Source organism: Streptomyces sp. NPDC059668 (assembly GCF_042734135.1).
GTDB lineage: Bacteria > Actinomycetota > Actinomycetes > Streptomycetales > Streptomycetaceae > Streptomyces.
In genome coordinates, this window is record NZ_JBHWEL010000017.1 from 38431 (window position 1) to 50806 (window position 12376).

General features: G+C 72.7%; 7 protein-coding genes. 2 read left to right on the forward strand and 5 right to left on the reverse strand.

Annotated features, from left to right (window positions below; genetic code table 11):
* Positions 1–208: 208 nt before the first annotated feature.
* A complete protein-coding gene (locus ACFV2J_RS15305) occupies positions 209–2932 on the forward strand; it encodes a SpoIIE family protein phosphatase (protein WP_385438983.1) in 2724 nt (907 codons plus the stop codon).
* Between the two features lie 90 nt (positions 2933–3022).
* Here ACFV2J_RS15305 and ACFV2J_RS15310 read toward each other — a convergent pair whose 3' ends face one another.
* Positions 3023–4141 carry a PP2C family protein-serine/threonine phosphatase gene (locus ACFV2J_RS15310; RefSeq protein WP_385438986.1) on the reverse strand — a complete coding sequence of 373 codons (1119 nt, stop codon included), beginning with the start codon at positions 4139–4141 and terminating at the stop codon, positions 3023–3025.
* Positions 4142–4788: 647 nt separating this feature from the next.
* Between ACFV2J_RS15310 and ACFV2J_RS15315 the strand changes: the two genes are divergently transcribed.
* Complete coding sequence (locus tag ACFV2J_RS15315; protein WP_385438988.1) at positions 4789–7269, forward strand: SpoIIE family protein phosphatase; 2481 nt, start codon at positions 4789–4791, stop codon at positions 7267–7269.
* A gap of 42 nt (positions 7270–7311) precedes the next feature.
* Here the strand turns inward: ACFV2J_RS15315 and ACFV2J_RS15320 are convergent, their stop codons facing one another.
* The 4 genes from ACFV2J_RS15320 to ACFV2J_RS15335 all read right to left on the reverse strand — a co-directional run bounded on the left by ACFV2J_RS15320 (position 7312) and on the right by ACFV2J_RS15335 (position 12375).
* A complete protein-coding gene (locus ACFV2J_RS15320) occupies positions 7312–8046 on the reverse strand; it encodes a hypothetical protein (RefSeq protein WP_385095811.1) in 735 nt (244 codons plus the stop codon).
* A gap of 18 nt (positions 8047–8064) precedes the next feature.
* Positions 8065–9465 carry a dihydrolipoyl dehydrogenase gene (lpdA, locus tag ACFV2J_RS15325; protein ID WP_385095808.1) on the reverse strand — a complete coding sequence of 467 codons (1401 nt, stop codon included), beginning with the start codon at positions 9463–9465 and terminating at the stop codon, positions 8065–8067.
* A gap of 139 nt (positions 9466–9604) precedes the next feature.
* A complete protein-coding gene (locus ACFV2J_RS15330; protein ID WP_385438993.1) occupies positions 9605–10951 on the reverse strand; it encodes a protein phosphatase 2C domain-containing protein in 1347 nt (448 codons plus the stop codon).
* Positions 10948–12375: a hypothetical protein gene (locus ACFV2J_RS15335; protein ID WP_385438996.1), complete on the reverse strand. Its 1428-nt coding sequence runs from the start codon at positions 12373–12375 to the stop codon at positions 10948–10950. The genes ACFV2J_RS15330 and ACFV2J_RS15335 overlap by 4 nt, the downstream gene beginning before the upstream one ends.
* Position 12376 lies beyond the last annotated feature (1 nt).

Consider the following 12376-nt stretch of genomic DNA (forward strand, 5'->3'; position numbering starts at 1 on the left):
CCGGCCCCGCGACCCCTCACCCCGCGATGCCGTACGTCACGACCGCCCACGCCGGGAGGCCCGAGGTGCGGACGGCACCTCGCGGCCATCGGCGCCGCGACGGCCACCCTCCCCGGAGGTGAGCCGGAGGGGTGAAGTGCCGGGCGGGGCGGGTCCGCACCCCGGGTGGCCCATGGCCGCCCGGGATCACCAGTGCTAGAAAGGTCACATGGCGAATCGTTTCGCCGGTTTTGGACGGTTTTCACTCAGGCCACTGGTCAGCAAGAGCCCGCGCAGCGTAGCCGGGCAGGTGTTGGTTCTCCAGGTGGCACTGGTCGTGCTGCTCGTGGCCTTCGGCGTGCTCGGACTCGCCCTCCAGTCGAAGCGCGACACCGACGCCGAGGCCAAACGGCGTTCCCTCGCGGTAGCGGAGACCTTCGCGCACTCTCCCGGTGTCGTGGCGGCGCTGGAGAGCCCCCAGCCGAGCAAGATCCTCCAGCCGCTCACCGAAGCCGCGCGCAAGGCTGCCGGAGTCGACTTCATCGTGGTCCTGAACACCAAAGGGATCCGCTACACCCACCCCCTGCCGAGTCTGATCGGGAAGCGGTTCGTGGGCAACATCGCGCCCTCCCTGGCGGGCAAGATCTACACGGAGAGCGTCAACGGACCGCTCGGCCGCGAGGTGCAGGCCACCGTCCCCGTCAAGAACGACGCGAACAAGGTGGTGGGCCTCGTCTCCGCGGGGATGAAGGTCAAGAACGTGACCAACCAGGTGGCGCGGCAGCTGCCGATCATCCTGGGCGCCGGGGCGGGGGCGCTGGTGGTGGCCACCGGCGGCACGGCACTGGTGGGCAGGCGGCTGCGGCGGCAGACGCACAGCCTGGCCCCGGCGGAGATGACCCGCATGTACGACCACCACGACACGGTGCTGCACTCCGTGCGGGAAGGGGTGCTGATCATCGGCGGCGACGGGCGGCTGCTGCTGGCGAACGACGAGGCCAGACGGTTGCTGGCGCTGCCCCCTGACGCCGAGGGACGGTTCGTCTCGGAGCTGTCGACCCTCGATGAGGAGACGGTGGAACTGCTCGTCTCCGGACGTGTGGCCACCGACGAGGTGCACTTCGCGGGGGAGCGGCTGCTCGCGGTCAACCAGCGGCCCACGGACCGCGGCGGAGGTCCGAAGGGCACGGTGGTGACGCTGCGCGACTCGACCGAACTCCAGGCGGTGACCGGCCGGGCGGAGACCGCCCGCGAGCGGCTGAAGCTGTTGTACGACGCCGGCGTCCGCATCGGCACCACGCTGGACGTACTGCGCACGGCCGACGAGCTGGCGAGGGTCGCGGTGCCGCGCTTCGCCGACTTCGTCACCGTGGACCTCGCCGACGCCGTGCTGCGCGGAGAGGAGCCCGCTCTCACGGCCACCGGCATGCGGCGCACCGCGGTGTGCGGGATCCGGAAGGACCACCCGCTCTACGAGAAGGGCCGGCTGATCGACTTCGTGCCCTCCACGCCCCAGGCGCGCGGTTACGGGACCGGCCACTCCGAACTGGTGCCCGATCTGTCGATCGCCACGGGCTGGCACGCGCAGGACCCCGCGCGCACCAGGCGGATCATGGACTACGGCATCCACTCGCTCATCGCCGCCCCGATCCAGGCCCGCGGCGTCGTGCTGGGCATGGCCAACTTCTGGCGTTGCGAGCAGCACGAGCCCTTCGACGAGGAGGAGCTGTCGCTCGCGGAGGAACTGGTCGCCAGGGCCGCGGTGAGCATCGACAACGCCCGCCGCTACACCCGCGAACACGCGCTGGCGGTCACCCTCCAGCGCAGCCTGCTGCCGCGGGCCCTGCCCGAGCTGAGCGCGCTGGAGGTCGGCTACCGCTATCTGCCCGCCCAGTCGGGCGTCAGCGGGGACTGGTTCGACGTGATCCCGCTGCCGGGGAGCCGGGTCGCGCTGGCCGTCGGCGACGTCGTCGGTCACGGTCTGCACGCGGCGGCGACGATGGGCCGGCTGCGGACCGCGGTGCACAACTTCTCCACCCTCGATCTGCCGCCCGACGAACTGCTGAGCCACGTGGACGACCTGGTGGGCCTCATCGACCAGGACGAGGCGGGGACGGACACCGCCGTGGGCGTCGTGGGGGCCACCTGCCTCTACGCCATCTACGACCCGGTGTCGCGTCGCTGCGTCATGGCGAGCGCGGGGCACCTGGCACCCGCGCTCGTCCACCCCGACGGGACCGTCACCTTCCCGGACCTGCCGGCCGGCCCCCCTCTCGGCCTCGGCGGCATGCCGTTCCTGACCACCGAGCTGGAGCTCGCGGAGGGAACCCAGCTCGTCCTGTACACCGACGGTCTCATCGAGGACCGCAGGCGCGATCTGGACGTGGGGATGGACCTGCTGGGCGCCGCGCTCGCGGGTCATCCCGACCGGTCGCCCGAGGAGAGCTGCCGGGCCGTGCTGGAGGAGCTGCTGCCCGGGCGTCCGAAGGACGACGTGGCCCTGCTCATCGCCCGCACCCGGGGTCTGCCGCGGGACCGGATCGCCGACTGGGACGTGCCGCTGGATCCGGCCGCCGTCGCGGGAATGCGCGACGCCCTGTCCCAGAAGCTCGCGGAGTGGGACCTGTCCGAGCTCGGCTTCGGCATGGAGCTGGTCCTGAGCGAGCTCATCACCAACGCCATCCGCTACGCCTCGGAGCCGATCCACGTACGGCTGATCCGCGACCGTACGCTGATCTGCGAGGTGTCCGACGGCAGCAGCACCTCACCGCATCTGCGGTACGCGGCGACGATGGACGAGGGCGGTCGCGGCCTGTTCCTGGTGTCGCAGGTGACCGAGCGCTGGGGCACCAGGTACACCCCCCAGGGAAAGGTGATCTGGGCCGAACAGGCGCTGCCGGCCGACGTCGCGGAGACCTGCCAGAAGGCCGCGGAGCGGGAAGACCCGGTCTAGGACGTCCGCCAGGAGCGCCGCCCCGCTTCTCCTCCTGACATCCGAACCCGGGAACGCTCTCCGCCGGGGCCCTCGGCCACGGACCACTCGCTACGGGGTGAGGCGGGGCGGGGCGGACCGGTTCGGGGGCCGGTTCGGGGGCTGGTCGGGGGTGCGGTAGGCGGCCAGGGCGGCGGTGTCGTCGTCGAGGTTTCCGCCGCTGTGCGCCAGCAGGTCCTGGTGGAGGCTGTCGAGGAGTTCGCGGGGCGGGAGGCGGCACCAGGACCGGACGCGTTCGGCGAGCGGGTAGAAGTTCCCGGCGCGGTCGCGGGCCTCGGTGACACCGTCGGTGTAGAGCAGCAGTTGGTCGCCGGGGTGGAAGGGCACCACGTCCGCGTGGTAGTCGTCCCCGACCAGGACGCCCAGGTTGAGGGGGAGCGAGGGGTCGGCCGAGTCCAGCTCGGTGACGGTGTCACGGTCGATGAGCAGCGGTGGGGGGTGGCCGCAGTTCACGATCCGGACGACGGGTTCGTCGTCGGGAATCTCGGCGAACACCGCGGTGACGAAGCGTTCCGCGCCCTCGCTGCCCGGCAGCTGCGCGGCTCTGCGGGTCATGCTCCTCTCGACCCGGCGCGCCACCCCGGCCAGATCGGGTTCGTCGTGGGCGGCCTCGCGGAAGGCGCCGAGCATCGCCGCGGCCGTCTCCACCGCGACCAGGCCCTTGCCGCGGACGTCGCCGATCAGCAGGCGGACCCCGTACGCGGTGGGCACCGCCTCGTACAGGTCGCCCCCGATGCGTGCCTCCGCGGCGGCGGACAGGTAGAGGGTCTCCACACAGATCCGGCCGAGTGTGCGGGGCACCGGGCGCAGCAGCACGCGCTGCGCGGTCTCGGCCACGGAGCGCACGGTGGCGAGGGTCCGTTCCCGGCGGATCCGGTGGGCGGCCAGGATCGTGCCGAGCACGCCGACCAGGGCGGTGGAGATGTACGAGGCCACGTAGTGGCGCTCCCACAGATAGCCCACCGAGCGGCCCGCGCAGCAGGGGGTTCCGGCCAGGACCCCTTCGAACACCACGGCGAACACCGTGACGGCGGCGACGACGGCCGGGCCGTGGGCGTAGGCGGCGACGAGGGGGAGGGCGATGAGCAGGAAGCTGACCGGCCACTGCACCGGGGTGACGGGTTCGAGCACGAGGAGGAAGGCGACGTAGAGGGCCGGAAGCCAGCGCATCCACAGGGGCGTCGTCGGCCCCTGCAGACCTGTGGTCCTCGAGCGTTCCGCGCGGCGCCGTTCGGCTCCGCGGCTCCCGGGCCACCTCACTGCCCGCTCCCGTGGGGGCGCGGCACCGACGGGAGCGGCCGGGGAGAACCGGCCGGACGCACGGAGGGAAAGCCCGGGCCCGGACAGAGATCCTGGCGGATCCACTCAAGCGGCCTGTGCACGAGAACTCCTGGCGGGCTTGGTCAGGACAACCGGCCTGATGCGGCTCCACAGCTCGACCCGGTCATGGCTCCGGCAGGGGCATGTCGGGATCTTTGGGGCAATCCTACGACGTGGAGATCCTCGCGAGGGGCTGAACCGCATCGGACGGGAGGAAAGCCGCCCGGTGGAGGTCCTCCCCGCCGACCCGGCCGACCCCGCCGACCCGGCCGACCCCGCCGACCCGGCCGACCCCGCCGACCCGGCTGACCCGCCGACCCGGACCCGGCTCCGCCCCGCCGGCTCCCGACTCGCGGCTCCCGGCCTTTCCCGAAGCGCGGAAGACGACGCCGAGGCCCCTGGACCCGGACCGTTCTCCCCGGACCGTTCTCCCCGGACCGTTCTCCTCGGACCGCGCGGATCGGGCGGCCGGGCGGAAACACGGGGAGGTGGCGAGGATGGGTGCCATGGCTTCTGGTCGGGACGATCCGGACGCGCCGCCGTCCGCGGGGGCGGGACCGCCGCGCGATGTCTTCGACGCGTCCAACGACGCGGTCGCGGTGGTCTCCGTCGCCGGCGTCGTGGTCGGCTGGACCCGGGGCGCGCAGGCGCTGCTCGGCTACTCCGGCGCGGAGGTCGTCGGCCGCTCCGCCGCCCCGCTGCTCGCGATGCCCGGGGACCCGGCCCGCGTGGCGGGCGTCGCGGAACGGTGCCGTGCGGGCGCGGGCTGGAACGGACTGATCCCCCTGCGGCACCGCGACGGCGCCCGTGTCGAGGTCGACCTGCGGGTGTCCGCGTCCTTTCCGGTCGGCGCGGACGAGTGCTTCCTGATCTCGGCACGGGAACAGCGGCCGCAGTGGACGGTCGGCCAGTCCGTCCTCGACGGTCTGCTGACCCGCTCGCCGGTCGGCATGGCCGTGATGGACCCGCAACTGCGCTACCTCTGGCTGAACGACACCTTGGAGAGCCTCGGCGGCGTCCCCCGTGACCAGCGGCTGGGCCGCCGTCTGAGCGAGGTGCTGCCGGGGATGCAGGCGGACACCATCGAGGCCCTGATGCGCCAGGTGCTGACGACCGGGGCCCCGATCACCGACCACGAGTACGCGGGATGGAGTTGGTCCGACCCGCATCGCCAACACGCCTACTCCGCTTCCTTCTTCCCCCTGGTGGACGCGGGCGACTCCGTCACCGGCGTCTGCTACCTGGTGCTGGACGTCACCGAGCGCTGGAACGCCCGCCGGCTCCTGGCCCTGATCAACGAGGCCGGGACCTGCATCGGCAGGACCCTGGACGTGATCCGGACGGCCCAGGAACTCGCCGACTTCGCCGTTCCCCGCTTCGCCGACTTCGTCGTCGTCGATCTGCTGGAGCCCGTCCTCAGCGCCGAGGGACAGGGGACCTGGCTGTCCGACGCCGGACCCGCCCGCGCCAAGCCGGTGATGCGCCGGGCCGGAATGAGCTCGGCCCGGGAGGGCTGCCCGGAGGCCGTCGCCCGGATCGGCGACGAGGTGGAGTTCGTCCCCCCGCCGCACAGCCTGAGTCTGCTCGTCAGCGGCGAACCGGTCTTCATCCCGGTCCTCGACCCGGACGGCCGTCTGTGGGGCGGCGAGCAGCCCGCCAGGGCCGAACGCCTCCGCGAGTTCGGCATGCACTCCCTCATCTCCGTGCCGATGCGGGCGCGGAACACCACCCTGGGCCTCACCACGTTCGTACGGTCGCTGAACCCCGTCTCCTTCCACCAGGACGACGTGCTGCTCGCCCGGGAGCTGGTGGCGCGGGCGGCGCTGTGCGTGGACAACGCCCGCCGCTACACCCGCGAACACACCGCGGCGGTCACCCTTCAGCGCAGTCTGCTGCCTCACGCCCTGACGGGTGGGACGGCGCTGGAGGTGGCCTCGTCCTATCTGCCGGCCGACGCGACCGGCGGGGTCGGCGGCGACTGGTTCGACGTGATCCCGCTGTCCGGCGCGCGGGTGGGCCTGGTCGTCGGCGACGTGGTCGGGCACGGCATCTCCGCGGCCGCGGCCATGGGACGCCTGCGCACCGCGGTCCAGACCCTCGCCGACATGGAGATGCCGCCCGACGAACTCCTGGCCCACCTCGACGACCTCGTGCTCCGGTTGAGCGAGGAGGGGACCGCCGAGGAGACGGAGGACGGGACCGTCTCGACCTTCCTCGGAGCCACCTGCCTGTACGCCGTCTACGATCCGGCGACCAGGCGGTGCGCCATGGCCCGGGCCGGCCACCCGCCCCCGGTCGTCGTCTCCCCCGACGGTCACGTCCGCTTCCCGGAGCTTCCCGCCGGGCCACCGCTGGGACTCGGCGGAATGGCGTTCGAGGCCATGGAGATCGAGATCGCCGAGAACAGTCTGCTGGGTCTCTTCACGAACGGGCTCATCGCGGGGGCCGACCAGGACGTCGACCAGGGCATGGCCCGTCTCGGGCAGGTGCTGTCCCGGTCCGGCGCCGACCTCGCGGCCCTCTGCGAGACCGCGGTGCGGCAGCTGGTCCCGGACCCCCAGCCCGACGACATCGCCCTGCTCCTCGCGCGCACCCACACCCTCGATCCCGGCCACGTCGTCTCCTGGGAGGTTCCCCTGGACCCGGCCGCCGTAGGCGAACTGCGCGACCGGGCGACCCGCCAGGTGACGGCCTGGGGCCTCGCCGGCCTGGCCATGACGACCGAACTCATCGTCAGCGAGCTGGTCACCAACGCGATCCGCTACGCCACGCCGCCCATCCGGCTGCGGCTGCTCCGGGACGCGCGCCTGACCTGTGAGGTCGCCGACGCCAGCAGTACCGCCCCGCGGCTGCGGCACGCGCGCAGCACCGACGAGGGCGGTCGAGGCCTCTTCCTGGTGGCCCAGCTCGCCCACCGCTGGGGCGCCCGGTACACCGCCGAAGGAAAGATCATCTGGGCCGAACAGGAGATCCCGTGACGGGGAGGGGAAGAGCGTCGGTGTGCGCGTTCGACCACCGCGTCAGCGAAGGATGTTGACCGCCCGCGCGACCACCAGGACCACGGTCGCCAACGAGATGGAGGACTGGAGCATCATCAGCATCTTGGCCCAGCGCGACAGCGGCATCACGTCGGTCGGGCTGAACGCCGTGGAGTTGGTGAACGACAGGTACAGGTAGTCCAGGAACGCGGGTTCCCAGTCGGGAGGCGCCGTCTCGGGGGTCTGCATCTGCACGAAGAGGAAGTCGGCGTACTGGTGATGGCCGCGGGCCCGTGCCATCGGTCCGCCGCGGTCCCACTCCCAGTACCACAGGGCGAACACGATGACGTTCGTGAGCCAGATCCCACCGCCGGTCAGCAGCAGCGGCCCGGCCTCCTCGCCCTCGGTGCCGGTCACCAGGCCCGCCACCAGCCTGACCGCCGCCCAGCCGTTGGCCAGACTGATCACGGAGATCAGCGCCAGGCCCAGCCACCGCAGCCACCGGCTCCGGGGCTCCACCCGCCGGGGGTTCGCCACGATCAGACCGGCCAGCAGCACCAACTCCAGGGCGGGCAGGGCCCAGTACGGCTGGAGGGCGAGCCCGTGCGGCACCGTCAGCTGGAGGGCGACCGCCACCAGGATCACGGCGGTCACCGCCCAGCGCGGCTCACCACGCGTCGCCCGGCGCCAGGCCGGTGCCACCTCGCGCTCCCGGCTCTGCAGGAGCCGCTCGATCCTGGCCAGCCGGCTCTCGGCGTCGTTCGTCCCGTCGGTCATGACGAGGATTGTCCCGGGTCACATGTTGATCATGTGACCCGCCAGCCCGTGGATCGCCTCCTTGACCGCCTCACCGAGCGTCGGGTGGCCGTGCACGTTGCGCGCGACCTCGTGGACGGTCAGGTCCCACTGCTGGGCGAGCGTCAGCTCCGGCAGCAGCTCGGTGACCTCGGGCCCGATCAGATGGGCGCCGAGGAGTTCCCCGTGCCGGGCGTCGCTGAGGATCTTCACGAAGCCCGCGGTGTCGCCCAGACCGTGCGACTTGCCGTTGGCGGTGAACGGGAACTTCGCCACCTGCACGTCGAAGCCCCTCTCACGGGCCTGCGCCTCGGTCCAGCCGAAGCTGGCGATCTGCGGCTGACAGTAGGTCGCCCGCGGGATCATGACGTAGTCGAGTTCCATGGTCTCCGCGTCGGCGATGGTCTCGGCCGCCACGATGCCCATCGCCTCGGCCGCGTGAGCGAGCATCAGCTTCGACGTCACGTCACCGATGGCGTAGATGTGCGGGACACTCGTGCGGCACCGCCCGTCGATGTCGATCGCGCCGCGGTCGGTGAGCCGGACACCGGTGTTCTCCAGGCCGTAGCCCTGCACCCGCGGCTGGAAGCCGATCGCCTGCATCACCTTGTCGGCGTGGAGCGTCTGGCGCTGGCCGCCCGTGGTCACCATCACCTTGACCGAGTCGCCCGAGTCGTTGATCGCCTCCACGCGGGTGGACGTCAGCACGTTGATGCCGAGCCGCTTGTAACGGCGGGTCAGCTCCGCGGAGACCTCCTCGTCCTCCAGCGGGACGATACGGTCGAGGAACTCGACGAGGGTGACCTCGACGCCGTAGTTGTGCAGGACGTAGGCGAACTCGACACCGATGGCGCCGGCGCCCGCGATGATGATGCTCTCCGGGAGCGTGTCGGAGAGGATCTGCTCCTCGTACGTCACCACGCGCTCGCTGAGCGAGGTGTTCGGCAGCAGTTTCGTGGTGGCGCCGGCGGCGACGATGCAGTGGTCGAAGGTGAGGGTCTCCGCGCCGCCGTCGGTGAGGGCGACCTGAAGGGTGTGGTCGTCGCTGAAGGTGCCACGCCCCGTGTACTGCGTGATCTTGTTCTTCTTCATCAGGTAGTGGACGCCCTTGACGCGCCCGTCCGCCACCTTGCGGCTGCGGGTGAAGGCCTCGCCGTAGTCGAAGGTCACCTCCCCGTTCACCCGGATGCCGAAGGTCTTGGCCTCCTGGGTGAAGATGTGGGCCAGCTCCGCGTTGCGCAACAGCGCCTTCGACGGGATGCACCCCACGTTGAGGCACACTCCGCCCCAGTACTTCTCCTCGACGATCGCCGTGCTGAGCCCGAGCTGGGCGGCCCTGATCGCCGCGACATATCCACCCGGGCCGGCGCCCAGGACCACTACGTCAAAGTGTGCGCTCATGGCGGCCAGCCTAGTACTCCGGCCCCGCATGCCGATCTTGTCGGGCGGGGGTGGCGCCGGAAAGGGTGAAGGGTCCGGGGACTCCCGCCCGGTACGGGTGCCGGTGCGCCGGCACCCGTACCGGGCGGGGCCGGGCGGGTCAGGAATCCGCCGGCGGGGTCTCCCGGGCGTCACCGAAGTCCCAGAGACAGACGACGGTCCGGTCACCCCCGGGGGACCGGACCGGCACGTTCACCTCGGAGAGGAACGAGGTGAGATAGGGCTGGCGCCCCGCCCAACGCGCGGCGAACCAGTCCCCCACCTCGGGGCGCACCAGCAGTTCCGCCAGGGACGAGCTGCACAGCGCCAGGAGGTCACCCGGCCGGGTGGTCAGACGGGCGCAGCGCACCTGCTGGGCGGCGGCGGGCAGCCGCAGCCCGCGCTCGCCCGCTGTCCCACCGGGGGTGAACGCACTGCTCCAGACTCCGTCGCGCAGCACCATCAGCGCGCCGTCACCGATCCCGAAGGCCACGTGCTCCCGATGGCGGCTGTCGCCCAGACGTGAGAACAACCCGGTCAGCGCCACCCCGATCGCGGCGTCGTCCGGTTCGCCGCCCGGCCCCTCCCCGCGTGTCACGAGCCGCATGGAGTGCGCCACACCTTGCAGCGCCGTCCGCAGCAGTCCGGTCAGGTCGTCGTCCGAGCCGGCCGGCCGGTAGAGCTGATGGCCCAGCGCGTCCCCGTAACGGGCCACCTGTGCCGCGAGGTTGCGGCAGGCACGGTCGGCCGCGGACTGCGACCAGCGCCCGTGCGGAACCCCCGCCGCCACCGCGCTGAGCAGGGTCGGCGTCCGTATCTCCTCGACGAACCGGAGCAGGAACGCCTCGCGCCGGTGCTCCCCCTCGCGTCGGGCCCGGTCGCCGCGCACCGACGCGGCGCGGACGACGAGCGGTCCGAGGTCCGCGCCGTCGACACTGCTGTCCGACGTCGCGTCCCGGCCCAGCGGCAGCCGCCGGGGGATGGCCGGGGACAGCGCGTTCGGACCGAGCGGCGTCCCGCCCTCGGCCTCCGCCTCGGCGAGGCGCCGCTTCAGGCCGTCCGCGTCGGAACGCGCGTCGTCCCGCTCCCGCGCCAGAATGCGTACCTCGCCTTCCAGGGTCCGCAACCGCTGTCGCGCCGCGTGCAGTTCCTGTCGCAGACCCGCGGGCTGCATGGCGGCGGTCGCCGACCGCTCCTGGGCCTCCTTCAGCAGCTCCCGCACCCGCGAGAGTTCGAGATCCCGCCCGCGCAGCAGCTCGTGCGCCGCGGTCACCTCCCGCCGTGCCTCCTCCAACTGGAGCTGCGAGGAGTCGCGTTCGGGATCCACTCCGGACGACTGGGCCAGCGCGGTCGGAACGGAAGCCGACGGCAGTACGGCGCGGCCCGTGCGCACCAGCCGGAAGGCGAGCACGGCGTTCCCCGCCAGCGACAGGACGAGAAGGATGATCAGCCAGGTGGTGGAGGTCATGGTCCGATGTCTCCCCGGGGACGTGAATCGTGTGGAGGGCCGTCCGGTGCGGCGGTCGGGGGCGACCGCCGGACGACCCGTCGCGCCAGCGGCACCGCGGCGAACCGGTCCAGTTCGTCCCAGAGCCGGTGGGCGGGCACCTCCGAGGCGAGCACGTCGGCGGCCGACGCGGCCGCCCGGCCCGTGCGGGGCGGAACGTCGTACCCGTCGAGCCGGATGTCGTGCAGTGCAGCCCGGAAGCGACGGGCGCTGAGGCGGGCCGTGGACGTGCGCGCGTCCCGCAGCGCGGGCGCGAGAGCCGACGCGCACAGGGCGGACAGACCGCTCGCCGCCCAGAGTTCCAGGGCGCGTGCCCGCGCGGGTGCGGCCCGGTCGACGGGATGCAGCAGCACGCGCAGTGCGTCCTCGGCCCTCGGCGGGTACACCGCGTGCACGGGCAGACCGCGGGTGAACGGCCCGACGGTGTGCGGCAGGGCGCCGCGCAGCCAGCCGACCAGCCCGGAGAGGAAGTCGGCCCCGTCGTGCTCCGGTACGCAGGACACCAGGATCACGGGCGGCCGGCAGGGACCGCCCACCGAACCGGCGAGCAGCGTCCGGAATCCGGCGGACAGCGGTTCCCGGCCCGCGAGTTGAGGATGCGGTGCGCAGGCGAGCACCAGGTGCGCGGAGTCCAGGACCTCACGGGCGTACGGCGCGAGCGCGCCCTCCACCGGTACGGGGACGTCCGTGACCGTCAGACGCGTCCCGTCGCCCGCCGGTGGCCAGGGCAGGGGGCTGCCCGCGAAGGAGGCCGAGAGCGTCGCCGGCAGATCGGGTCCGTCCGGCGCGGTGGCGTGGGTGGTGGGCTCCGGGCCGGCCGCCGTCACGTCCTGTATGCGCCGCCAGGCCCGTGCGACGCTGTCCTCGCCCGTCCAGCGCGTCACGAAGAACCGGTCCCGCCCTTGTGCCGCGCGGATCCTCAGCCAGCTGACCGTTCCGTACCGGTCCGCCCCGGCGGCCCGGGCCGTGCCCGCCGCGGTGCTGTCCCGCAGGAGCCGCCGGGCCGCCCGGTCGAGGGCCCTTCGATGGCCCTCGGTGATCCGCAACTCCGGCTCCACCGAGGGATGGTGGGCGTGGAGAAGCGGTACGAGGTCGCTCGCGGCGGGGGGTTCGGGCAGCCGCACCCCGGTGAGTAGCGGGACGAGGCCCGCGGCGGCGGCACCCGTACGCAGCACGACGACGCGGAGCACCACCATGTCCTGCCGCGCCGGGCCGCACGACGCCGCGAGGTCCGCCACCAACTGCGGGGAGAGGCCGCCCGCGCGCCCGGCCGCGCAGGCGCCGAGCAGCCGGGCCGGCGACGCGGTGTCCTGGGAGCCGGCGCACGGATCCGGCGCCGGGGGAGGGACGTCGGACGCGTGCGGTGTGCCTCGCTGGAGGGTCATC

What these genes read in the sequence shown, in the direction of transcription:
- ACFV2J_RS15315 (WP_385438988.1), top strand. Translation starts at nt 4,789, where the DNA reads ATGGGTGCCATGGCTTCTGGTCGGGACGATCCGGACGCGCCGCCGTCC.
- ACFV2J_RS15335 (WP_385438996.1), bottom strand. Translation starts at nt 12,375, where the DNA reads ATGACCCTCCAGCGAGGCACACCGCACGCGTCCGACGTCCCTCCCCCG.
- ACFV2J_RS15330 (WP_385438993.1), bottom strand. Translation starts at nt 10,951, where the DNA reads ATGACCTCCACCACCTGGCTGATCATCCTTCTCGTCCTGTCGCTGGCG.
- ACFV2J_RS15320 (WP_385095811.1), bottom strand. Translation starts at nt 8,046, where the DNA reads ATGACCGACGGGACGAACGACGCCGAGAGCCGGCTGGCCAGGATCGAG.
- lpdA (WP_385095808.1), bottom strand. Translation starts at nt 9,465, where the DNA reads ATGAGCGCACACTTTGACGTAGTGGTCCTGGGCGCCGGCCCGGGTGGA.
- ACFV2J_RS15310 (WP_385438986.1), bottom strand. Translation starts at nt 4,141, where the DNA reads ATGCGCTGGCTTCCGGCCCTCTACGTCGCCTTCCTCCTCGTGCTCGAA.
- ACFV2J_RS15305 (WP_385438983.1), top strand. Translation starts at nt 209, where the DNA reads ATGGCGAATCGTTTCGCCGGTTTTGGACGGTTTTCACTCAGGCCACTG.